Annotated in this window: 17 protein-coding genes and 1 tRNA gene; 6 read left to right on the forward strand and 12 right to left on the reverse strand. The window is 59.5% G+C overall.

Annotated elements, in window-relative coordinates; genetic code table 11:
- Nucleotides 1-10 precede the first annotated feature (10 nt).
- Nucleotides 11-949, forward strand: coding sequence for a relaxase/mobilization nuclease domain-containing protein (locus AAAX32_RS03270; RefSeq protein WP_349099997.1), 939 nt, complete (start codon nt 11-13; stop codon nt 947-949).
- Between the two features lie 459 nt (nt 950-1408).
- On the opposite strand, the gene AAAX32_RS03275 is transcribed toward AAAX32_RS03270, so the two are convergent.
- From AAAX32_RS03275 to AAAX32_RS03310, 8 genes are all read right to left on the reverse strand, one after another.
- Nucleotides 1409-4234 carry a DNA methyltransferase gene (locus AAAX32_RS03275; RefSeq protein ID WP_349099998.1) on the reverse strand — a complete coding sequence of 942 codons (2826 nt, stop codon included), beginning with the start codon at nt 4232-4234 and terminating at the stop codon, nt 1409-1411.
- A gap of 363 nt (nt 4235-4597) precedes the next feature.
- A tRNA-Arg gene (locus AAAX32_RS03280) sits at nt 4598-4673 on the reverse strand.
- A 303-nt stretch (nt 4674-4976) separates the two neighbouring features.
- The gene (locus AAAX32_RS03285) at nt 4977-5375 is read right to left on the reverse strand and encodes a DUF956 family protein (protein ID WP_117646410.1); all 399 of its coding nucleotides are present in this window, start codon (nt 5373-5375) and stop codon (nt 4977-4979) included.
- Nucleotides 5376-5495: 120 nt separating this feature from the next.
- Nucleotides 5496-6416 (reverse strand): PTS system mannose/fructose/sorbose family transporter subunit IID, encoded by a 921-nt coding sequence (locus AAAX32_RS03290; protein ID WP_138340871.1) that lies wholly within the window; start codon nt 6414-6416, stop codon nt 5496-5498.
- A gap of 16 nt (nt 6417-6432) precedes the next feature.
- On the reverse strand, nt 6433-7251 hold the full coding sequence (locus AAAX32_RS03295; RefSeq protein ID WP_148332484.1) for a PTS mannose/fructose/sorbose transporter subunit IIC: 819 nt from the start codon (nt 7249-7251) through the stop codon (nt 6433-6435).
- 18 nt (nt 7252-7269) lie between these two features.
- Nucleotides 7270-8259, reverse strand: a complete 990-nt coding sequence (locus AAAX32_RS03300; protein ID WP_148332486.1) for a PTS sugar transporter subunit IIB — start codon at nt 8257-8259, stop codon at nt 7270-7272.
- Between the two features lie 337 nt (nt 8260-8596).
- Nucleotides 8597-9025, reverse strand: coding sequence for a hydrogenase maturation nickel metallochaperone HypA (locus AAAX32_RS03305; RefSeq protein WP_196033416.1), 429 nt, complete (start codon nt 9023-9025; stop codon nt 8597-8599).
- A gap of 96 nt (nt 9026-9121) precedes the next feature.
- Nucleotides 9122-11899: an FAD-dependent oxidoreductase gene (locus AAAX32_RS03310; protein ID WP_349099999.1), complete on the reverse strand. Its 2778-nt coding sequence runs from the start codon at nt 11897-11899 to the stop codon at nt 9122-9124.
- Between the two features lie 189 nt (nt 11900-12088).
- On the opposite strand from AAAX32_RS03310, the gene AAAX32_RS03315 reads away from it, so the two are divergent.
- The 3 genes from AAAX32_RS03315 (at nt 12089) to AAAX32_RS03325 (ending at nt 15552) form a co-directional block, all read left to right on the forward strand.
- Nucleotides 12089-12751 carry a TetR/AcrR family transcriptional regulator gene (locus AAAX32_RS03315; protein WP_117770275.1) on the forward strand — a complete coding sequence of 221 codons (663 nt, stop codon included), beginning with the start codon at nt 12089-12091 and terminating at the stop codon, nt 12749-12751.
- Between the two features lie 63 nt (nt 12752-12814).
- Nucleotides 12815-13822: a DUF5692 family protein gene (locus AAAX32_RS03320; RefSeq protein WP_349100000.1), complete on the forward strand. Its 1008-nt coding sequence runs from the start codon at nt 12815-12817 to the stop codon at nt 13820-13822.
- Between the two features lie 233 nt (nt 13823-14055).
- On the forward strand, nt 14056-15552 hold the full coding sequence (locus AAAX32_RS03325) for a hypothetical protein (RefSeq protein ID WP_117770273.1): 1497 nt from the start codon (nt 14056-14058) through the stop codon (nt 15550-15552).
- 73 nt (nt 15553-15625) lie between these two features.
- Here the strand turns inward: AAAX32_RS03325 and AAAX32_RS03330 are convergent, their stop codons facing one another.
- The 4 genes from AAAX32_RS03330 to AAAX32_RS03345 form a co-directional block, all read right to left on the reverse strand.
- A complete protein-coding gene (locus AAAX32_RS03330) occupies nt 15626-16978 on the reverse strand; it encodes an ATP-binding protein (RefSeq protein ID WP_117770272.1) in 1353 nt (450 codons plus the stop codon).
- A 244-nt stretch (nt 16979-17222) separates the two neighbouring features.
- A complete protein-coding gene (locus AAAX32_RS03335; protein WP_349100001.1) occupies nt 17223-17417 on the reverse strand; it encodes a hypothetical protein in 195 nt (64 codons plus the stop codon).
- A gap of 131 nt (nt 17418-17548) precedes the next feature.
- Entirely contained in the window at nt 17549-20176 is a 2628-nt protein-coding gene (gene clpB / locus AAAX32_RS03340) for an ATP-dependent chaperone ClpB (protein WP_117770270.1), read from the reverse strand.
- Between the two features lie 183 nt (nt 20177-20359).
- Nucleotides 20360-21031 (reverse strand): hypothetical protein, encoded by a 672-nt coding sequence (locus tag AAAX32_RS03345; protein WP_147333364.1) that lies wholly within the window; start codon nt 21029-21031, stop codon nt 20360-20362.
- A gap of 234 nt (nt 21032-21265) precedes the next feature.
- Between AAAX32_RS03345 and AAAX32_RS03350 the strand changes: the two genes are divergently transcribed.
- Together AAAX32_RS03350 and AAAX32_RS03355 are read left to right on the forward strand one after the other, a co-directional pair.
- Nucleotides 21266-21934, forward strand: a complete 669-nt coding sequence (locus AAAX32_RS03350) for a hypothetical protein (protein WP_117770268.1) — start codon at nt 21266-21268, stop codon at nt 21932-21934.
- A gap of 540 nt (nt 21935-22474) precedes the next feature.
- Nucleotides 22475-23122: a hypothetical protein gene (locus tag AAAX32_RS03355; RefSeq protein ID WP_117770267.1), complete on the forward strand. Its 648-nt coding sequence runs from the start codon at nt 22475-22477 to the stop codon at nt 23120-23122.
- Nucleotides 23123-23330: the final 208 nt, after the last annotated feature.

The following is a 23330-nucleotide window of genomic DNA, read 5'->3' on the forward strand; positions in this document are numbered from 1 at the left end:
GGAGGCGACCATGACGGCGATAAAGCAGACGAGCGTCTGCAGCGAGAAGCACCTCGCGAGACTCAGGGATTACCTCTCCTGGGACCGCGACAAGGCGCTCGCCCACGGCACGCAGAACATCATCGACGATGACCGCTGGTTTCAGGAGATGGCAGACACGAGGGCGGCCATGGGTCACGACAGGCCCGGCAAGGCCGGTGCCAAGTGTACCTACATGCAGCACCAGATACTCGGGTTCCTCCCCGACGAGTGCGACCTCAACGGCGGGAAGATGACGCCGGAGCTGTGCATGCGCTATGCGAGGGAGTACGTGGCCGAGCGCTACCCCAACCAGGAAGTCGTGATGGTGCTGCACCGCGAGCGCTGCCACGCGGACGCCACCGACCGTTACGCCGTGCACCTCGGCATCAACCGCAGTGATCTGGAAACCGGCCGAAGGCTCGACGAGGGCCCCGCCCGAAAGGCGGCGGCATCACGCGTGAAGACCGTCCGTACCCTGGACGAAAGGTACGGCCTCAGGCAGCTTGAGCGCGGCAAGGCCAACTCGCGCGTCCACGCGAGGCAACCCGGCGCGGAAGAGCGCGACATGGCCCGAAAGGGGCAGGCCGAGCGCTCGGAGAACGCCCGCGTCCGCGTCGCGGTCGCCCGCCGAATCGAGGAGGTCGGGCGCATGCGCGACTGCCCCGACCGGATGGGCGAGCTTGAGCGGCGGCTCAAGCGGGACGGCATCGAGCTCGCCAGGTCGAAGGGCGGGAGCCTCCAGTACCGCTTCCCCTCGAAGTCTCTCGGGGGCATGAGGAAGGTCAACGGCGGAAGGCTCGGCTTTGCCGTTGACCGCTCGACTGGCATCGCCGTCCGCTTCACGCTGCGCGGGATAGCGACGGCGATGCGGGCGTTCTGGGAGCTTGAGCGAAAGGCGCTGGAGAACCAGAACGGCCGAGACGACTGAGCATTTGGGCCGGGACGCAACAGGCGTCCCGGCCCTTTCTTTTGCCCTTCGGCGAGAGCGACCTCGGAGCGGTTCGCCGTCCCGCCGCAGGCGGGCAAGATGATTCCGTGCAACGGAATCCATATCTTGCATGCACGGAGCGAACCGGTTGCCGAGGCAACGCGAGCCCGGGCAGGTGAGCGACGGTTGAGCCGACGCCGAGGAGACGCGACCCATGGGGAGCGTCGTACGACGGCGCTCGGCGACCCGACGCGAGAGGCCCCGCCCGGCGACCACGGCGGAGCGATGGCGACTTCTGGAAGCCATCGAGCGCAGCCGTTCGCCGGGTGGGGCCGGTGTGAGCGGAGGCGGACGAAACGCGACCCTGGGGAGCGTTGCCAGGGAGCCGCAGCGAGAGCGACGCCGCGCGTCGCGGGGGTCCCGCCCATAAGCGGGACCCATCGGCCGCAAGGCCGATTGCTACACCCCGACCCTCTCGGCGTACAAGTTGAAGAGGTGGGCGACAATCTTCTCCTCGTCTCCGCCGAAATCAACGCCATAGGCGGCCTCAACGGCAGTGTCGAGCGCCTTGTGCGCCGCCATCAGCTCGGGGAAGAACGTCTCGTTCTTGGGATCGTACATGTCCGCGAGCGTCGCACCTTCTTGGGCGTCACGGGCATCGAGCACGGCCTGGGCGCAGCGCTCGACTTCCTCGCGTTGGGATTCCGTGGGCTCGGGCCAGACGAAGTTGTTGTAGTCAATACCAGCCGAGTACTGATAATCATCTTTCAGTCTTCCGGTCACGACCCTAACCCATGCATTATGAAATTGGGACTGCAACACCCCATATTGATAGAGAGTTGCATTTGGGATAAGACGAACTTTATTGCTACAAAAGACCTCAGCATCGACGAACCCCATTGGGATGTATCGCCTTCGGCTTGATGAAACCTCTGGTATCAAGATTGAATCTGTATCCGACAGGATTTCAGTTCCAAAATGGGCAGGGCACTCCGCAGCCTTAACGGTCTGACTTCTCTTGCTCTTGAGCCGATACCGGCGTACCGCTTCAACCCTTTCCCTGCATTTAGGCAGATTCTTTAGCTCATCCCAATTTGCGTTCCCAAGCCATAAACACCAACGGCTTTTGCCACGGATAAATTCTTGTGATCCAAGCCACTTGTGAAAGAATTTCTCTGCACCAGGTTCACTTTGCAAGAATTCGATTTTCTGCTCATCAGTGAAAAGGTAATTGCCGTCGTCTATAGGCTGGGAGCCTATTCCCATTTCTGGAACATCTGATAATGGCTTACTTCTGCTGTAGACAAAAACGTCCGGAGCGTCTTTCAGATACGCATTGATTCGAGCCGTGGGAATCTGTTCTTCGTCGCTGTCCGGGGTCGCGTGGTAGAAGAGCGTCTTGGTCCCCGACTCGCGGGAGAACCCGACGATGACACAGAACACGTGTGCCTTGTCCGCAGCCTCGTTGTCCCACCTGAACGTGTTGTGCGCGAAGTCGATGTGGATACCCAGGTCGTACAGGGGTTTCCAGAGGTTGGCGACCTGCTCGCCCTGACATATCGAGTTGGTAGAGACCAGGGCGCAGCGCGTGCGCTTTCCCTGCGTGAACCTCGCGGCCTTCATGTACCAGGCCCCGCAGTAGTCGATGTTGCCTGCGTTCTTCGCTCCGTCGAAGACCTCAAGGAGCTCCGCCTTCTGCTCCTTGGACTGGTTACGGGCCCCAAGGAAGGGCGGATTGCCCACGAGGTACGTGAGGTCATCGGGGAACACCTCGGACCAATCGGTCTTGAGGGCGTTGCCCTCATGGAGGTTGCTGAGGCTCCTGAGCGGCAGGAAGTCGAAGTCGTAGTCGACGTATATCTCCTGCGTCTTTCGGAGCATCTGCTCCTCGGTGATCCAAAGGGCGGTCTTGGCGACCGAGACGGCGAAGTCGTTTATCTCGATGCCGTACAGCTGGTCTAGGGACACGCGAACAGGGATGTCCTGCGCGACGACGAGGGACGTCTGTCCCGCGTTGCCGGTCTCCTCGCTGAGCTCGTCCTCGATGATTCGGTTCTCGATGGTGCGCAGCTGCCGGTACGCCTCGGTAAGGAAGTTGCCCGAGCCGCATGCCGGGTCGCCGATGGTGATGGAGGCCACCTTGTCGTGCAGCCTCGCCAGGGCCTGCTTGCGCTTGGCAGCTGTCTTCTCGCCCTCGGCCTCGTGCAGCTTATCCCACAGCTCGTCGAGGAAGAGTGGCCTGAGGCAGCGCTCGATGTTCTCGACGCTCGTGTAGTGCATGCCCCCGGCATGGCGCGTCTCGGGGTTCAGCGTGCCCTCGAACACGCCGCCGAAGATGACGCCCGAGATCTCGCGCCAGTCGAAGTCCTGGGACGCGTCAGTGATGGCCTCGAGAATCTCCGAGGTCATCTGCGGGACGATAATGGAGGAGTCGGCGAACAGCCCACCGTTCACGTACGGGAAGGCCGCAAGGTCCTCGTCCATGTACTCGTCCCGCTTGTCCAGAGGCGTGTCGATCGCCTCGAACAGGTCAACCAGCTTGCGGCGGAGCTTGGCAGGGTCATCCTCGCAGTACCTACCGAACGCCTGGTGCGATTGCAGAAGGTCGGCGTCCTCGGCGTAGAGCAGGAAGATGATTCGGGTGATGAGCACGTTGAGGGAGCGCTGCTCCTCTTGCGCCCGATCATCCTTCTCCTCAATGTGGTGGTACTGCTTGGCGAGGGCATCGTAGAGCCTGGAGACGTAGGCCCCGGCCTCAATGGAGAGCTGCTGCTCCTTGTGCAGGCGGCTCATCTCGTTGGAGGTCAGGAAGGACAGGAGATACAGGCTGTCCTGGAGCTCTTCGAGGGAGAACTCCTGCACGGTATCCTCGGGCCGCTCGTTGTCGAGGTCGTAGAGGCGGAAGGTCCCGAAGTTGCACGTCATCACCCAGCGGGGGCGCTCGGAGTACGGCAGATGCCGCGCGTACCACATGGCCTGCTGGAGCGGCGTCTCCATGCCGCCGTTCCTGGGTTCTGGCTTGTCGAGGTCGATACCCCACGACTTCTGCTCGCACAGGAAGTTGTGGTCGGAGACGAACACGTCGATGCGGCGGCCTCTCACCTTCCGCTCGAAGTCGACGAAGCTGTCTATGGTGTTGGACGGGATGCCCAGGACGTTGATGAGCAGATCTACCCAGAACTTTTGCGTGTCCTGCTGCTCGTTGTTGGAGCCCGCGGGGATGGCGGCAAGGCGCTTCTGCCACCGCTTGACGAACTCTTTTGCCTCTTTCTTGCTGGCAGGCATACCGGACCTCCTGCGTCGTTGTCACTTTCGGACAATTTTAAGGGGTAAAAGCCCTCTTCCAAGCGGAAGGGCGAGTTTTCAACGGTCCACGGTGTCGCAGGGTCCCAGGCGAAACCCGAAGACGCCGGGGGCTGTTGGAAACTCGCCCATCTCACAGCAACGTCACCCTAGGTTTTCAACGCTTTCCATGGCCGAAGGGCTTCTTATAAGCCCGTAGGCTGTGGGAAGGGTTGGAAACCGGACTTTGGGCATAGCCCTTCACAAAAAAACTTTCTACCCAAATTCTACCCAACTGACGTTAACGATGCCCTTATATAAGAAAGCAGGTCAGACGATTTATACCGTCTGACCTGCATTTACTTCTGGTGCCCCCGGGCGGATTCGAACCGTCGACACCCGCTTTAGGAGAGCGGTGCTCTATCCCCTGAGCTACGGAGGCATGTTGTACTAGTGTAGCAGATTTACGCCGTTGTAATACAGCGTATAGCCACTCTTCGAAGTTGCGGTGGAACAGCCCTCCGGAAAGTGTGTCCCACTATCCAGGCAAATTCTGGGTCAAACTTTCCCAATGGGACCTCGCTGGAAACAGTGTCCCAGAATTTCGGCTCGAAACGGGACACGGTTTCCCAAACGACCCCGTTCCGGAAACTACATCCCGGAATCGGCGCTCGAACTGGGATGCACTTTCCCAATCGAGCCCCATGGGAAACTGCGTCCCACTTTGGGGGGCGCTCTTTAATGACTAGTTACCTTTGTGGAAGAGGTTTTTGATAACGGAGGGGATGCTCTTGGCGCCCTTGGCAGTCACATCGATAAAGTCGGGCGAACGCACGAGCTTATCCTCGTCGACGTACTTGCGGACAGCACGAAGCGTCTCTTTGTCGTCGCGCGTCGAAAACGTAAAGTGACCGTTGTCCTTGGTGAAGATGGCAAAACGAGTGATCTTCTTGGTGCCGCGTAAAACCTCGGCGGCAATATAGTCGACCTCGTCCCACGGGATCTGAATAAAATCCTCGGGATTGCGCTCGTTGTAATACTCGAACGCCTTATTGCCCACCATCACGTTACCGTGGCTGGTAAGCCCCATCAGGCAGGTTGCCGGCGTTGCCAGATCGACCGTGCTGTTCTGAGATTGCGCCATGCGCGCCTCGCCCTCCAAATAAAACAATCGGACCGCATCCAGTGTACCCACCGGGTGCGGTCCGTTTCAATGGCTCAAAAGCCCTTGCCTAGCAATTCTCGGTCTTAAGCCGAAGCGTACTTACATGAAGCCGCAGAAGCGACCGATGATGCCGACGGCGAAGAGAGCCAGGATGATGACGATCGGGCTGACCTTCTTCTTGAGGAGCTTGCAGACCAGCAGGGTCAGGCACACGGCGGCAAGGCCGGGGATGAGCTGATCGAGGTTGGCCTGAAGCGTGGTGACCTTCATCTGATCAAGGGCGGTAGCACCGACGGAGTTGTACATCGTCAGCGCTTCCTTGATACCCTCGGAACCGGAGGGCAGGCTAGCCCAGTCGATAAAGGCGCCAGCAGACTGCTTGACCGTGGAGACGATCGGGGTGAAGGAAATGGACACCCAGCGCTCGACCAGGGCGCCGATGATGAACATACCCAGGATGGAAGCGCCCTCGGTGACCTTGCCCATCAGACCACCGGAGAGGTCCTTGGCGATGGAGGAGCCGACCTTGTAGCCAAACTCCTGCGTGTACCACAGGAAGGCGTAACGGATGATGTTCCACGCGAAGAAGAACAGCAACGGACCGGCGATGCTGCCGGACAGGGCCAGGGAAGCGCCCAGAGCGCCCAGAATCGGGCGAAGGGTGAACCAGAAGACGGGGTCACCGACGCCGGCGAGCGGGCCCATCATACCGACCTTGACGCCCTGGATGGCGACGTCATCGATCGGAGCACCGTTGGCGCGCTCCTCCTCGAGGGCGAGGGTAACGCCAATGACGGGGGCGGAAACATAGGGGTGGGTGTTATAGAACTCCAGGTGGCGCTTAAGAGCGGCAATCTGGTCATCCTTGCTGGTGTAGAGCTTCTTGATCGCAGGGATCATTGCGAAGCACCAGCCGCCGTTCTGCATACGCTCGTAGTTCCACGAGCCCTGAAGGAACTGATGACGGAAGCAAACCTTCTTGCGGTCAGCCTTGGTGAGCTGAATCTTGTTCTCTGCCATATGTATCACTCCCCTCCTACTCGTAATCGTTCAGAATGTCGCCGAGCGGGTCGCCGGAGCCACCGCCCATGCCGCCACCCTGCTTGGCCAGATCCTTAAGGCCAAGGTAGATGAGGGCAAGGGAGATGCCGATGAGACCAAGGGCGATCAGCGTGAGCTGAGGGATGGCAGCAAGGACAAAGCCGAGGACGAAGAACGGCCAGGTCTCCTTGGTGGCCATCATGTTGATGACCATGGCGTAACCGACGGAAGCGACCATGCCGCCGCCGACAGCCATACCGCCGGACAGCCAGTCGGGCATAGCGTTAAGCGCGTTGGTAACGGCCTCGGCCGGGATGACGCACAGAAGCACTGCCGGGATGGCGATACGAAGGCCCTGCATGAGGATGGCAGCATACTGCCAGCGCTCGATGCCGGAGAAGTCGCCCTTCTCGGCGCAACCGTCCATGGCGTGAGCGATAGCGGTAGCAATGGTACGGCAGATCATGGTCAGGAACAGACCAGCGACCGACAGCGGGACGGCGACGGCGATGGCGGCGGTAACGGCCTTTGCCGAATCAGTGGCGCCACCGTTGAGGGCGAGCACCATGATGATCGAAGAAGCGACCGAGGCCAGAGCGGCGTCAGGCGCGACAGCGGCGCCAACGTTAGCCCAGCCAAGGGCCATCATCTGGAGCGAACCGCCCAGGAGGATGCCCTCCTGAAGGTGACCGGTTACGAGACCGATAAGCGTGCATGCCACGAGCGGCTGATGGAACTGGAACTCATCCAGAATGCCTTCCATACCGGCAAGCAACGCGACAATCGCAACAAGCAGAATAGTGATTGCAGACATGTATCGGACCCTCCTTTACTATGCTTGAGCGGCCAGTTCGGCCTTAGCTTTCTTCAACATGGCGTCGAGATCCTCGGAGGAATCCGAAGGAACCTTGCGGACCTCGAACTTGACGCCCTTGGCCTTGAGAGCCTCGAGAGTCTTAACGTCGTCATCGCCCATAGCGACGGCGTTGGTGACGACGACCTTGCCCTTGGAGTGAGCCATGGAACCGATGTTGACTTCCTTGATGTCGACGCCGGCCTCGATGGCCTTGAGCAGATCCTGCGGGTTCTCAAAGAGCAGCATGGCCTTGGTGTCACCAAAGCGCGTGTCCTTGACGACCTCGGCCATCTTCTTGATGGGAACGACGTTGGCATGGACTCCCGGAGGGGCAGCCTGCTCGATCATGGTCTTGCGGAGCTCGTCGTGAGCAACGCCGTCGGAAACCACGATGATGCGGTTGGGGTTGATCTGCTTGGTCCACGTGGTGGCCACCTGACCATGCAGCAGACGGGTGTCGATACGGACGTGGGCAATCTTGATGTGCCCGTCGCCGATGACCGTTCCCGGAGGGATGGCGCCTGCAGGAGCAGCGGCGGCCGCAGCCGGCTTCTTCTCCTCGGGCTCCAGAGACTCGGGCTTGACGCGCACGCCAGCCTTAGCCTCAGTCACGAGATGTTTTGCGATCGCATGTGCAGTGTTCTTTGCGTCAAAGCGCTGCGAATATGCCTCGATGAGCATAGGCAGGTTGACACCGGTGACGATAGCCCAGGAATCGTGGCCCTCGATGAGCCCGCTGATCTGGTTGAACGGCGTGCCGCCCCACAGATCAACGAGGAAGAGCACCTGCTCCTGGTCCTCGAAGGAAGCGACTGCTTCCTCGACCTTGGCACGGAAATCGTCGGGGCCCATGCTCGGCTCGAGCGAGACCACGGCAACAGACGGCTGATCGCCAAAGACCATCGAGCCCGTCTGCTTGATTCCAGCTGCCAAGTCCCCGTGGCTAGCAAGAACAATACTTACCATCACATAACCTCCTTTTTGTCTACGTATTTCCTACACGACATGAAAGGAGTATACCTGTTTGGATTGTGGAATTATAGCTAAATTCGCAAAAGGTTGGATTATTTGTTTAAACGTCTAAGTTTGTTACAAATTGATTACGTTGCCGGTTTACAGCTTATTGCCTGCTAAAACGTGATTTGCTGATTGCTTTCAAAGACATATAAAGGTGCACTGTTCGTTAAGACCTCTTTTAGGTTGATCCCAATGCGTCTGCGTGCCACCATTTTGTTTAAACAGACATGACTTGACTAACCGAAGCAAATATGTTTAGAACTCTAGCCCATGTAGTCATTGGATGTTAGGCGATGTGGAGAGGGTTGGCGGCGTCGACGGCATCGGGGGCGTCGGAGAGGCCGTCAGGAGCAGCGTCTGCCGGGTCCTCGTCGGGGGTCTCGATCTGTTTGATCATTACCTCTTGGCCCTGCAGCAAATAGGTCTCGCCGCTACCGCACTGGGGACAGGTCTTGCCGTGCTCGACCGTCGCGTAGTCGCAGCCGCACGCCTCGCAATGTGTCACGGCCTCGACGGGCTCCACGATAAGCTCCGCGTCCTCGGTGATAGGCTTTTTATCTGCTGCCCAGCGCCAAGCGTCGAGCAGCAAGTCGGGAACGACGCCCGAGACCTCGCCCAGTAGCAACGTCACGCTCGAAACGCGACGCACGCCATTGGCGCGCGCCACGTTCTCAACATCACGAATAATGTGATAAACGATTCCCAATTCATGCAAGGTAGAAACCTTTCAACAACGGTTGATGCGATGCAAACTCAAAGCAAGGGGACGGCGAAGTCTAGCCTGCGCCGTCCCCTTGCCCGCCATGGTTACCTATTTACGACCGAACTTGATTTTGATTGCACGCTTTAAAGCATACTTGCCGAGGCTTGGGAGCTTTTGCTCGTATTTGACCATCGTAGAGCACTCGGGGCGGTCGCGATCCAGACGGATAGCGTCAAACGCGCACTTGGTGGTGCACAGGCCGCAGCCGATGCACTTGTTGGGGTCGACGATCGAGGCGCCGCAGCCCAGGCAGCGGGCGGTCTCGGCGCGCACCTGCTCCTCGGTAAAGGTCTCAACATACTCGCTAAACGGCGCAGCCTTCTCGCGTTCGCGGTCCACATGCGCAACCTCGCGGCTCGCGTTGTCGTAGCTCTCGAGCACAACGTCGTTGCGGTCGAGCGCGGTGTAGCGGCGCTGGTTGCGGCCGATGGTGAGCGTGGAGCCCGGCTGCACAAAGCGATGGATGGACACCGCGGCCTCGTGACCGGCGGCGATAGCGTCGATGGCAAAGCTGGGGCCAGTGTAGACGTCGCCACCCACAAAGATGTCGGGTTCGGCGGTCTGGTAAGTCTGGGGATCGGCAAGGGCACCCTGGCCGCGGCCGAGCTCCACCTTGGAGCCAGCCAGCAGGTCGCCCCACACAATGGACTGGCCAATCGACATGACGACACGGTCGGCATCGACACGGCGCAGATCGTTCTCGTCGTACTCGGGCGCAAAACGGCCCTCGTCGTCAAAGACACGCGTGCAGCGCTTGAAGGTGATACCGCACACACGACCGGCCTCGTCCAGGTGAATCTCCTTGGGGCCCCAGCCGCAGCTGATGTGAGCGCCGTCCTCAACGGCCTCGCGACGTTCTTCCTCGCTGGCGGGCATCTGGACCTCGCTCTCCAGGCAGAACATCTCAACGTGCCCAGAGCCCAGACGGCAGGCGTTGCGGGCAACGTCGATGGCCACGTTGCCGCCGCCCACCACAATGGTGCGGCCGGACAGGGTATCGATCTTGCCGCTGTTAACCTCGCGAAGGAAGTCGACGGCCACGGTCACGTCCACGGCATCCTCGCCCGGAATACCGGCAAGGCGGCCGCCCTGGCAGCCGATGGCCACGTAAAAGGCCTTAAAGCCCTGCGCGCGCAGCTCGTCGAGCGTCACATCACGACCGACCTCCACGCCATAGCGGAACTCGGCACCCATCAGGCGAATGATCTCGACCTCGGCCTCAATGACGTCCTTCTGCAGCTTAAAGCTGGGAATGCCGTAGGTGAGCATGCCGCCCGGGCGCTCGTTTTTCTCGAAGACGACGGGCTTGTAGCCCTTCTCGGCCAGATAGAAAGCGCAGGACAGGCCGGCCGGACCGGCACCGATGATGGCGATCTTCTGATCAAAGCCGCCAGCGCGCGTCGGCGTCACCACGGGCGGGACGTAGCGGGTCGCGGCATCCAGATCGCGCTGGGCGATGAACTTCTTGACCTCGTCGATGGCCACGGCGGCGTCCACACGGCCGCGGGTGCAGGCGTCCTCGCAGCGGCGGTTGCACACACGGCCGCAGATAGCGGGCAGCGGGTTCTCGCGCTTAATGAGTGCCAGCGCCTCGTCATAGCGACCCTGAGCCGCGAGCTTCAAATAGCCCTGAACGGCAACGTGCGCGGGGCAGGCCGTCTTGCAGGGAGCGGTGCCGGACTCATGCGTCTCGATGCGGTTGTCGTTGCGGTAGTTGGGCGACCACTTGGTGTGGTCCCACTTGGTGGCATCGGGCAGCTCCTGGCGCGGATACTCGGGCACCTGTCCGCCGGCCTTTTTGCTGCAGAGCTTCTGGCCCAGCTTGGCGGCGCCGGCCGGACACACCTCGACGCAGCGACCGCAGGCCACGCACTTGTCCTTCTCGACCTTAGCGACATAGGCCGAGCGCGACAGGTTGGGCGTGTTGAACAGCTGCGAGGTGCGCAGGGCGTAGCACACGTTGACGTTGCAGTTGCAGATGGCGAAGATCTTGTTCTCGCCGTCGATATTAGTGATCTGGTGCACAAAGCCGTTGTCCTCGGCCTGGCGCAAGATGTCGTAAACCTCGTCGCGGGTCACGTAATGGCCACGATCGGTCTCAACCACGTAGTCGGCCATATCGCCCACGGCGATGCACCAATCGGCCGGGTCGTCGGCGCAGCCCTCACCCATCACGCGACGGCTCGCGCGGCAGCTGCAGGTGCTGTCGGCATATTTGCCATCGTATTTGTCGAGCCAATGCTCGATATGCTCGATCGGCACCGAGGTGCTCGCGGCGTCGATGGCCTTCTCGACCGGAATGACGTGCATGCCGATGCCGGCGCCTCCGGGCGGCACCATCGGCGTGGCCTTGGACAGCGGTCCCTTGGACGCCTGCTCAAAGAACTTGGCATAGACCGGGTGCTCCTCGAGCTGGCTCACGCGCATGTTGAGGAACTCGGCAGAACCCGGCACCAGCATGGGCAACACCCATTGCTTGGCGCGCTCGGGGTTTTCCCAGTTGTACTCGAGCAGACCCGTGTAGCTCATGTCGTCGAGCATCTTCTCGATATCGGCTTCGGGCATGCCGGTGAGCTTGACCATCTCGGGCAGCGTATAGGGACGGCGCATCTTCATCTTGCAGAGCACTTCGGCCTGCTCGTCGGTTGCGGCCTCGGCAAACGACCAGTACTCGTAGCCCAGCAGCTCGTCGCGATGCAGCAGACGGTTGGTGCAGTGCTCGCACAGCTTGACGATGGCCTCGCGCGGATGCTCCGGCAGCGGCGGCACGAACTCCGAACCGATGTCGGGCTCGGTGTAACTAATCCCCGGTCCGTTGAGAATCATGGTTGTCCCTTCTCTTGCCGCAGCCCGGCGGGACCGCAGCGCCCCTCTTTTTTTGCAGGCCGGACATGCCCCCATGCCGTTCACCCGCCATTGTTGACATTGTGTCAAAAATAGTATTGACGAACCGTCAACAATATTCAAGACTGTTAGGCGAACGGTCAGGCAAAAGAGGATGAAAGGCGGCAAAACATGGGCAATAACACAGCAGGTACCTCTGTGGTCGATGCCGTCCCCGCATCCGATAGCGCGGCAAAGCGCCTGACGGGCGACGAACGCCGTCGCGAGATCCTCGATGCCGTGCGCACCGTAAGCTCCGAGCTGGGCGTGTCCCACCTATCGGTATCGGCCGTGACCAAGCGAGCCGGCTGCACGCGTTCATTGTTCTACCACTACTTCGCCGACATGGACGCCGCCGTCACCGCTGTTATGGACGAGGCGATCGACGACTTTATCTCCGAACTCGAGCGGTGGAACGCCGACCGCACCGTCGGTGATATCGAGGGCGCGCTCGACACCGTCGCCCCGCTCTTTAAGCGCCTGGTCGCCAGCGGCCACGAGCTGCCGAGCACGCTTACCTCGAGCAGCGGCGCGCTCTACGGCGGCTTTTTGCACAACGTGGTCCAGCGCGTGGCGCAGTATATCTGCGACACCACCGTAGTGGATTTTGTCGCCCATCATGAGCTACGCATCGACCATGTCTACGAGACGTTCTACACCCTCATCATGGGCCTTTTGATGTATATCCGCACGCACCCCGATGTGCCCGACGAAACGGTCAAGGAAATCATCGCCTCGACACTCCACATCGAGGGCTATACCGCCAAGTATCCGGAGCGCAAGCCCCAGAACTGACGACATTTGGCCAAACTGCCCGCGATCAGAAGAGGGGCCGCGGGCGTGTGAAAGGAGAGCAGCATGCTGTTCGATGTTTGGGGTGGCGATACCCTTATCCACTGGGCCGGCTGGGCCATGGTCTTTATTGGCCTGATCGTGCTCAACGAAGTCGGCCGCCGCACCAAGCTGGGCGCGGCAATCATCTTTGGCGTGGCTCCGCTGGCCATGACCATCTACTGCGTCGCCATCGCCGTGGGCGTTTCGCAAGGCGCCGAGTGGGCGCTCACCAACCCCACCCATGTGTACCAGAACAGCTGGTTCCACTACGCCAAGGTATACGCGGCGCTCGCCGGTTGCTGGGGCTTCATTGCCATTAAGTACCAGTGGGGAAAGATCGGCAAGGCGCATTGGTTCCGCGCATGGCCGTTTGTGATCGTCGCCATCAACATCATGATCGCCGTCGTATCCGACTTTGAGAGCGCCTATCACTTCTTTGTCCTGGGCGAGTCCACCTGGGTCACCTCCGAAGGTGCTACGCAGCTGGCCGGCTGGAACAACGTGTTCAACGGCATCGCCGGTCTCATCAACATCTTCTGCATGACCGGTTGGTGGAGCGTCTACGCCTCCGAGGATCAGACCGATATGCTGTGGCCCGACATGACCTGGGTCTACATCATCGCCTACGATATCTGGAACTTCTGCTACACCTACAACTGCCTGCCCACCCACTCCTGGTTCTGCGGCTTTGCGCTGCTGCTGGCGCCCACCGTCGCCGCCTTTATCTGGAACAAGGGCGGCTGGATCCAGAACCGCGCCTTTACGCTGGCTATTTGGTGCATGTTTGCCCAGGTATTCCCCTACTTCCAGGAGGAGTCCATCTTTGTGACCCACTCCACGCTCGACCCCGGCGCCGCTACCGCGGTCTCGATCGCCGCACTGGTCGCCAACGTCGCCGCGATCATCTACATCGCCTACCGCGCCAAGAAGCTCGGCCGCAATCCCTACAAGCAGGATGTCTTTGAGGGCACCAGCGATTGGGAGAAGGCTACCGCTCGCCGCGCCAAGGTGGATTACGCACACGCCGAGTAACGCGCCCGGCGCAGACATCGCTTGAGCACGAAGCAGCATAGCCGGCTCCGCGCAACTCAACGCATTGTAGAGCCCCCGGAATGTGATTCGTTCGCGTTCCGGGGGCCTTTTGCCGCCGCGAGGATGCGGCCGAACGATGCGCTCAGGTTAAATCGGATCTTATATTTCGCACGCGCTTTATATGGCTCCATTTTTGGGTACAGTGTTGTCCCGATATTGAGCTTGGGGGATGTATGAATGATGAGACGATGGGCCAAGAGGATGCGGCCCAAGATGCAGAAGCTTGCGCTGAGGCCTTGGAGAGCTTAGACCGGATTTCACTCGATGAGATTGCGTTTGACGATTCGGGCGTTGATGTGCAGGATGAGCCGGAAACCGAGGCGCAATCCGATAATCAGGATGCAGGCGACGTTGAGCCTGCCGAGGATGAGGCAGATCACGAAGGCACCGAAAGCGAGGCCGGCAACCAGCCCGAATCCGACACGGGCGAGGAAACCGTCTTGCTCGACAGCTTGCCGGCCGAGGATTCGCTGACTCGCGAGCTTCCTGGCCTGGGTTCCGCACCAGCCGTGGACGAGACCATCGCCATGGGCGATATACCCCTGCCGTCCGTTCCCTCGGCACGCGAGGCCGAGGTCCGCCATCGCAAGATGTCGCCCAAGCGCCGCAATCTGATGGTCGCCGGTGTCGTGGCCGTCGCGCTCGTCGCCGGCGGTGCAGGCTATGCTGCCTGGAACGGATATCAGCAAGAGCAGGCTGCCGCTGTCGCCGCCAATGCCCACACGATGATGTCGGTGCAGATTGGCATGCATGCCGCGGGCCTCGACTGTTCCACTGGCTCCAAGATTCCCGTACAGGTGAGCGGTCAGGATTCTGACGGCTCCTCCGTGAGCGAAACGCTCTATGTTGATGAGCACGGCCGCGGCATCAAACTGCTGCCCGGCGATTACACGCTCTCCATCGCTGCCTCCCCCATCGCGGCCGACGGCACCATCTATACCGTCCCGACTACCAAGACGCAGGTCACCGTTAAGAGCGATGGACAGGATTTAAGTGCCCAGGCCACCTTTAAGCTCAAGGTGCCTTCGGCCGACACGGTGACTGACGACCAGATCGATGCCGCCGCCAAGTATGCCGAGGAGGGCGGTGCGAGCTCCGCCGCGGCTGCCAAAGTGCTCCAGCAGGCAGCAACCGCGCGGCGCGACGCCGCCGTCAATGCCGTGAGCGCGCAAAAGGCACAGGCGTCCCGTGATGCTGACGCTCGCCACAAGGCAACCGACCTCTACCAGCTCGATATTCCCGTCGAGTGGTACGGCAAGGTCGCAACTTGGCAAAACGGAAGCACGCTATGCATCTATCTGGGCGACGACGCCAATACGCCGCTCGTGACGCTCGTCGCGGTGCGCGAGGGCGAGAGCTTTACGCCCGATGAAGGCGATACGGTTTTGGGTGCGGCCAATCTAGGCAACGGTTATACCGTCTACGCCAGCGGCCCCGTCTATCCGTACGTGGTGCCCCAGACCATCAACGGGCGGACGCAGAATCCCGTGTCGACCTACCCCATGGATACGGCCATTGAGCTTGTCGAGCTGACGACCGGCAACCGCTATACGTATAGCCAGATCAAGAACGACCTGGTGGGTAAAGACGGCAAGGCCGATGGTGCCACTAAGCTCGAAACCGACTACCTCGCGCAGATCCTGCTGCCGAGTATCAAAGCCCAGGACTAGCCTGGCGCAGCAAGGTGCTCCCCAACCGTGATGAAGGAGCCAGGAGGTCCTGACCCCACAGGCCCATAGATGATTAGGCAAGGAGCCACTTCCATGCGGGCATAACGTGTACCACACCGTGCTCGCATGGAATATCGGTCTGTTCATCCATGGTAACGATTGCCGACTCGCCAAGATCAAACTGGGCCATCGAGGCATCAAGCGCGGCGATTTCGCGCTCGCGCGTTTTCTCACTTGCCATATCCGCACTCACCTGAATCAGGCTATAAGCCCGCATGAGAAGCGCATCCCCAGCCACAAAGTCCACCTCATGGCTTTTGCTCTTCTCTTTGATTAGCAGGCGGCAGACCGAGCCGGTCCTCACCGCGGGAGTCCTTCTTCTTAGCGCATTGAACACTGCGGTCTCGAGCCTCTGGCCCTGGTCCAATGCCGATGCGGGAGAGAATGCTCCAAACATCGCAGGGTCGACAGCGTAGACCTTAGACGCAGACCGCATGTTATTTGCCAGTGAACGCGTGAACTCCGGCACAGAAAATAACAGGTAGGCGTCCTCATAATACTCAAGTAAGTCGCTGAGCGAATTACGACTGACGGGTATCTGTCTGCTCTTGAACTCGTTGTACACTTTGTTCACTGACAGCTCTCGTCCCGAAGATGCCATACACCGCGTCAAGAACAGCGATGCCAGGCGAGGGTTCTTGACGTCGTAACGTTCAACGACGTCCATGGCGACCGTTCGCGAAGCATATTCCTGTAGCAGCTGAATCGCGTCTGCAGGCGTCTGCTCAAGTGTCGCGATGAATCCCCCTCGTTCAAGATACCCGATCAGATGATGTCGAAGCAGCGCTGCATCGCTCGGGGAAAAGGTCGCATCTGACTCGAGAACGCTCCCCGTCTTATATCGAACGTATTCCGAAAAACTCAACGGAAAAAGCTCTCGCACAAGAGAACGACCCCTGAACTCGCTCTTAAGTTCTGAGGACAGCATCTTAGAAGAAGATCCCGTCACATAGACGGTCGCTTTCTCCGTATCGACTACACGCCGCAGAAACGCACCCCATTCGGGAATTTCCTGGATCTCGTCAAAGAAAATGTAAGCGCCCTCGGTTCGAGCAACAGGATACAGCGCATAGAACGTGTCGAGCACGTCCGCCAGCAGCGATGGCTCATACGGGCGCAAGCGCTCATCCTCAAAATTGAAGTAAAGCATCCGGTCAAGCTCGACGCCCCGGCTCTGAAGCCGCCGCATCTCCTGATACAGGCGATACGTCTTTCCACAACGGCGGGCCCCCACAATCACATTTACGATGTTGTCGCGCTTTGGCTCCTGTGGGTTTCCTAGATCAAGGTCTCGCTCAAAGACCTGCGGAACCCCCTGCTGTTCAAAGTCCTTTATTTTCTGGGCGATCAAGTCGTTGAATGCCATGATTCTCCAATCTTGCTCTCTAGCTAATCAAAATTATAGCGATTCTTGATTAATTAGAGATCAAGATTATGTCTGACTTGATTAACACTTAAGCAAGTTTTTTCACTATTACTGCTCGAAGGATGCCGAGTGGCTGAGAGGGCAACCAAGCTCGAATGCGACTCCCTGGACAGTCGATTTGGGACGGGACTTTTTTGACTACCCCGTCCCAGGAAATCATCGCCAAATTAGCTACTTGATGCAACTAGCGCCAGGGGTCGGCTTCGAACAGCGGCTCGCGCTCGGGGCGGCGATCGCTGTAGGGATCGTAGCCGTCATCGTCCTCGTTCTCGGCACGGATGTAGGGGTCGCGCGGCTTGGGCGCCGGCTTAGGCACAGGCTTGGGTACGGCGGGTGCGGCATCGGTCGCCGGCGCGCTTGTCTTGATCTCGTCTTTCATCTGCATAGCTCCTCGCATCGCATCCGTTCAATATCATCGATTGTCGCACGAAAAAGGGCGGCGGACCCAATTGGATCCGCCGCCCTTGGCGTTTAGAGACGGCTGGTAGATTTTAAGGCATGGCCCAAAACCTACTCGGCGTCGGGGACCTCGTAGGTGGCCGCCGGCGTGTTGTCGCACACGACGGTAAAGCCGCCGTCCTTGTCGGCATCGACCGTCACCTGATCGCCCTCGCGCACCGTGCCGTCGATGATAGCGGCGGCGATGGCATCCACGACCTCGCGCTGAACCAGACGCTTGAGCGGACGGGCACCGAACACGGGGTCCAGGCCACCCACGGCGAGCATCTGCTTGGCCGCCGGGGTGATGGCAAGCGTCATGCGCTCCTTGGCCAGGCGTGCGCGAACGTCGGCAAGCTGGATGTCGACAATCTTCTCGATCTGCGCCATGCCGAGCGGATGGAACACCACGATATCGTCGATACGGTTGAGGAACTCGGGGCGGAAGGTCTGAGCCATGGCGGCGTCGACCTGATGGCGCATCTCCTCCTCGTCCTTACCGGACAGATCGGCGATGGCCTTGGAGCCCACGTTGGACGTCATGATGATAATCGTGTTCTTGAAGGACACCTGGCGACCCTGGCCATCGGTCAGACGGCCGTCGTCGAGCACCTGCAGCAGCACGTTGAAGACATCAGGATGAGCCTTCTCCATCTCGTCGAGCAAGATCACGGAGTACGGACGACGGCGCACGGCCTCAGTGAGCTGGCCGCCCTCGTCGTAACCCACGTATCCTGGGGGCGCACCGATCAGACGCTGGACGCTGAACTTCTCCATGTACTCGGACATGTCGATACGCACGAGCGCGCGCTCGTCGTCGAACAGGCACTCGGCAAGTGCCTTGGCGAGCTCGGTCTTGCCCACGCCGGTGGGGCCCAGGAAGAAGAAGCTGCCGATGGGCTTGTCCGGATCGGAGAGGCCCGCACGGCTGCGGCGCACAGCCGCGGCGACGGCGGAGACGGCCTCGTCCTGGCCGATGACGCGCTTATGCAGCTCACCCTCCAGGCCCTTCAGCTTGTCGAGCTCGCCCTGCATCATCTTGGACACGGGCACGCCGGTCCAGGCACTCACGACCTCGGCGATCTCATCGGAGGTCACCTGCTCGTTGAGACCCTCGCCGTCCTTCTGCTTTTGTGCCTCGAGCGCAGCCTCGGAATCCTGAATCTGCTGCTGCAGACCCGGAATCACGGAGTAGCGCAGCTCGGACGCACGGCCCAGGTCGCCGTTGCGCGTCGCGCGCTCCTCTTCGCTTCTGGCCTCGTCGAGCTGTCCCTTAAGCTCCTGCACGTGGTCGATGGCGTTCTTCTGGTTGAGCCAGCCGGCCTTTTGCACGTTGAGCTTTTCTTGGACCTCGGCGATCTCTTGGCGCAGGGCCTCCAGACGCTCCTTGGAGGCGTCGTCGGTCTCCTTCATGAGCGCCTGCTCCTCGATCTGCAGCTGGGTGAGCTGACGCGTGGTGGCGTCAATCTCGACCGGCATGCTGTCGAGTTCCATGCGCAGGCGGCTTGCGGCCTCATCGACCAGGTCGATGGCCTTGTCGGGCAGAAAGCGGTCGGCGATATAGCGATCGGAGAGGTCAGCAGCGGCCACGAGCGCGCTATCGGTGATGTGCACACCGTGGAAGATCTCGTACTTCTCCTTGAGGCCACGCAGGATCGAGATGGTGTCCTCGACGGTAGGCTCGCTCACCATAACGGTCTGGAAACGACGGGCGAGCGCCGCGTCCTTCTCGATGTACTTGCGATACTCGTCGAGCGTGGTCGCGCCGATCGCGTGCAAGTCGCCACGGGCAAGCGCCGGCTTGAGGATGTTGCCGGCGTCCATGGAGCCCTCGGTGGCACCAGCGCCCACGATGGTGTGGAGCTCATCGATGAACAGGATGACCTTGCCTTCGGACTTCTGTACCTCCTTGAGCACAGCCTTCAAGCGGTCCTCGAACTCGCCGCGGTACTTAGCGCCGGCGACCAGCGCGCTCATGTCGAGCTCGATAAGGTCGCGGTCGCGCAGGGTACTCGGCACGTCGCCGGCCACGATACGCTGGGCGATGCCCTCGACGATGGCCGTCTTGCCGACACCCGGCTCGCCGATGAGCACGGGGTTGTTCTTGGTGCGGCGGGACAGGACCTGAATGGTGCGACGGATCTCGTCGGTACGGCCAATGACCGGGTCGAGCTTGCCGGCGCGGGCAAGGTCGCAGATATTGCGGCCGTACTGTTCCAGCGCCTCAAACTGGGTCTTGTCCTCGGCGGACGTCACGCGGTCATCGCCGCGCAGCTCCTCGTAGACCTGCTCGATGCGCTCCTTGGTGACGCCGGCGTCGCGCAGCACACGGCCCGCCTCGCCCTTGTCCTCGGCAAGCGCCATCAGCAGATGCTCGGTCACCACAAAGCTGTCGCCCATCTTGGTGGCCTTCTTCTCGGCCTTCTCGATGACGCGGACGAGCTCGTTGGACAGGCCCATCTGCTGACCCTCGCCCGAAACCTTGGGCGCGCGGTCGACGGCATCCTGCGTGGAGCGTGCGAGCTGGGCCGGATCAGCGCCGATGCGCTCGATGATCACGGAGATATTGCGCTCGCCGGCACCGAGCAGGGCAGACAGCAGGTGAATCGGCTCCACCGCGCCGGCCTGCGCATCGGCAGCCGTGCTCATGGCGGTCTGCAACGCCTCGCGCGACGTCATTGCTAGCTTATCGATTCTCATGGAATCACCTCTCTTGGGGCGGCCGCCCTACGGGGCGGCTTCACGTTGTTCGAGAAGTATTGTTGCCAGCTTTGTGCGATCTTATACATAAATCTAAGTCTCTATATATAAGATTTTCTGAGTGTTCCCACGACATGCAAACCACCACAAAGGGGACAGACACCTTTGTGGTGGTCGCGGTCTCTACTCCTTCGCCGGACCCGTACTTCCCGATTCGACGGTCCAGGGCATCTCATCCTCGAACAGCCATGTACGGGCAGACCCACTATCGCGTGCAGCCTGCGGGTCAGGCAAGCAGGTCTGTTTATAGGCATCTTGGATACACTGGCCCATAAAATCGTTGAGCTCGGTCTGGTCGCCCTCCATGACATAGGCGACATCGCCGTCCATGATGTAGATGCCCGGACCCTCATTGTCCTCGTAGCCCGGATCGTACGAGACATCACATAACTTTGCGCCGTTTGCAGTGTCCAGCTCGATGGAAGAGTGGCATCCGCCAACCATGTCGTTCGCTTTTGCCCGATAGGACGCATATCCATACCAGCGCTTAAAGATTTTGCCCTTGAGCAGCTCGGACGCCCTGTCGATCAGACCAGAATCCGTGGTATAGCGCATAGCCCCAAGCTGAATGCGTGGATAATTACTAATGCCCAGCGCAGCCGGTTGCTCATCAAAATCAACGGTAATGGTCTCAGGCTTGTCGTCGCCGGTCAGAAGTTCGACAGATTGAGTCACAGGCTTGACCACCGGCTCCGTCACCGCAGCAGGTAGAAATGCCATACCGACAGCGCCCGCGCCAACCACAGCGATCGCAAGCGCCAAGACAATCAATCCAATACGGGCAGGACTTCTCACAGCAAAGCACCTCACAATGCAAACCCGCGCCATTTGTCCTAATGATACCGCCGGCTAACACTATCACCAAAAGAAGCCGCGCGCTCCCCACCACCACAAAGGGGACAGGCACCTTTGTGGTGGTTTTCGACGCTAACGGTCGACCATCTCACGCCATGAGATTAAACTTGAATTGTTCTCTGAACATATCCATTTCTGCCTATCCTCAACAGCTCTTTGTCTCGAGGAGCGCATATGAAGCCGTCTCATTCCACCGGTCGCAACGTCATCGCCATTCTCGCCATACCCATCGTGATGCTCTTCCTTATCGTCATCACGCCCTTTTCTTTTGGTATCGCCTCGCCCTTCGATCTTTGCGGGATGATCGACGCCGGCTCGCGTGCCACCTCGCTCTCCTTTGTCTGCCGTGGCGTGTTCTACGAATATGCAATTCCCACCGGAAGTTGGCAGTCCAAGTTACCGTTGCTCGGCAAGGTCGACGGATGCTCTCCTTATTTCTGCCTCGAACCTCAGACAATGAATTATCTGATCGACGACCAGCCCCTTGACTCCATCACCCTCGCCTACGACTACGCACCAAACACCGATGAGCGCCACATGAACCAAGTCCTCGACAAGCTGCTTGGACAGTGCGGGCTCACCGCGGAAGCCGGTCGAACCATCTATAGCAACCAGAAATTAAAGCGAACAGAACTCCGCCGTGTCGGAAAAATCAAAGGGCGAAACGGGGCCGCCTACTGGGATGCCTGGGCAACACGCGACAAGGGCGAATTCGGACACAGCACCTATATGGTCACTGTCTACACCAAAGACGGAATTAAGGACAATGTTGACGATTTCGCGTCATCCAAACTCGGCATCCCCAAAACAACCAAACCCGCCAGCCCAGATGAAATTCTGTAGAGGTGCCCATTAACATGCCGCTCAACGATCACAACAACATCGAGCTCGTCCCCACCGCCACAAAGGTGCCTGTCCCCTTTGTGGCGGTTTTCGACAAAAAGAAGCCGCCCCGATAACAGAGGCGGCATCAAGCAAGCCTATTTATTAGCGTCCCTCAAGACCCAACGAAAACGCAGCGATGGAATCGAGAACCGACAATAGCCCGTTCGCACAGATAGAGGCGGAGATTCAAGGTCAGAGTCCGGCTTAAACGGCTTAGCTATCGCACGTCACAACGTTCTCGTCGTCCTCCCTATCGTATTTATAGTGCTTACTGTGAAAATAGTGAGTTTAGTGAGAATAGTATCGCTCAAGACTCGTGAACTGAATTATTGACCTCTCGCCCAGAATGAGTGGGGCAAATATTCCTATTAGAGGTCAAATCGAAGCCCAATAGGGCCTTTTCGCCCCGTCATTTCGACCGATCGCTTTCTTTTGAATATTGTCGTAAGCTGGTATCACTTATCTTAATGAATGCATACTGTTTGCGAGGTACCCGCCGTGAAACGCTCCACCTATATCGGCCTGCTCGTCTTAGCGTTTGCGATTACCGCAGTCGGCGTAGGAATTATCTATCTCGCATTTCTCCCTGCCTCGGCAACGCAGGCGGCGGTTGAAACCGTAAGCTACCCCATCGAAATCCTCACCGATATCGTCAAACCCGATTCGATCACCGTCGATTTCGACGGTACGCCCGCAGCGCTTGGGGTCAGTAACTATCCCCGAATCGAACTTGGAGCCACGCGCTATACCCAAGATGAGCAGCTTATCGGTAAGGCAACCAGTTTACTCAAAGGCAAGACGTTTAAGCGGTGGTACGGCGCCGCAACATATCGAGCCAAGAACGGCCAAATGGTTGGCGGGTATCATTCGACCCTTGAGCTCGATGCGGCAAACGGGAGCAAATTGTGCAACGTCTCATACGACCCCGGCTGCGTGGACAATGAAGGACCGGGGGTCTATATCTCGGATGGCGACGTAATCTACGTCATGGAGGGCGACCAGACGGCAGTCGTCGATTTTATGGATCGGTGTACCGAGGATGCCTACGAACAAACCTGCGAGCCCGATCCGCAGACAGCGCGCAACAGTGGCTCGGCACGCACTTGGCTATTTGACGATGAAATAACCTGGACCCCATCGAAATAAGGACCCGCCGGGCAGGCACCTTTGTGGTGGTTTCGGCTCCGATGTTCCACTGTCTCGATCTGTAACATCTAGCGGCCCTTTTCGATCCTAGATGTTACAGATTGAGATGAAATGATCGGCGGCGATCGTTTGTCTCAATCTGTAACAACCGCTCGTCAAATAGGGGCCCAGATGTTACAGGTCGAGACAAACGGAACCACCGCAAAGG

It is taken from the genome of Collinsella sp. CLA-ER-H3 (assembly GCF_040092425.1).
Lineage (GTDB): Bacteria > Actinomycetota > Coriobacteriia > Coriobacteriales > Coriobacteriaceae > Collinsella.

Bases quoted from the DNA above. Each gene is read 5' to 3' on its own strand.
- AAAX32_RS03350 (WP_117770268.1), top strand. From the start codon at position 21,266: ATGAAGCCGTCTCATTCCACCGGTCGCAACGTCATCGCCATTCTCGCC.
- AAAX32_RS03290 (WP_138340871.1), bottom strand. From the start codon at position 6,416: ATGGCAGAGAACAAGATTCAGCTCACCAAGGCTGACCGCAAGAAGGTT.
- AAAX32_RS03325 (WP_117770273.1), top strand. From the start codon at position 14,056: ATGAATGATGAGACGATGGGCCAAGAGGATGCGGCCCAAGATGCAGAA.
- AAAX32_RS03330 (WP_117770272.1), bottom strand. From the start codon at position 16,978: ATGGCATTCAACGACTTGATCGCCCAGAAAATAAAGGACTTTGAACAG.
- AAAX32_RS03335 (WP_349100001.1), bottom strand. From the start codon at position 17,417: ATGAAAGACGAGATCAAGACAAGCGCGCCGGCGACCGATGCCGCACCC.
- AAAX32_RS03270 (WP_349099997.1), top strand. From the start codon at position 11: ATGACGGCGATAAAGCAGACGAGCGTCTGCAGCGAGAAGCACCTCGCG.
- AAAX32_RS03285 (WP_117646410.1), bottom strand. From the start codon at position 5,375: ATGGCGCAATCTCAGAACAGCACGGTCGATCTGGCAACGCCGGCAACC.
- AAAX32_RS03315 (WP_117770275.1), top strand. From the start codon at position 12,089: ATGGGCAATAACACAGCAGGTACCTCTGTGGTCGATGCCGTCCCCGCA.
- AAAX32_RS03320 (WP_349100000.1), top strand. From the start codon at position 12,815: ATGCTGTTCGATGTTTGGGGTGGCGATACCCTTATCCACTGGGCCGGC.
- AAAX32_RS03295 (WP_148332484.1), bottom strand. From the start codon at position 7,251: ATGTCTGCAATCACTATTCTGCTTGTTGCGATTGTCGCGTTGCTTGCC.
- AAAX32_RS03300 (WP_148332486.1), bottom strand. From the start codon at position 8,259: ATGGTAAGTATTGTTCTTGCTAGCCACGGGGACTTGGCAGCTGGAATC.
- clpB (WP_117770270.1), bottom strand. From the start codon at position 20,176: ATGAGAATCGATAAGCTAGCAATGACGTCGCGCGAGGCGTTGCAGACC.
- AAAX32_RS03310 (WP_349099999.1), bottom strand. From the start codon at position 11,899: ATGATTCTCAACGGACCGGGGATTAGTTACACCGAGCCCGACATCGGT.
- AAAX32_RS03275 (WP_349099998.1), bottom strand. From the start codon at position 4,234: ATGCCTGCCAGCAAGAAAGAGGCAAAAGAGTTCGTCAAGCGGTGGCAG.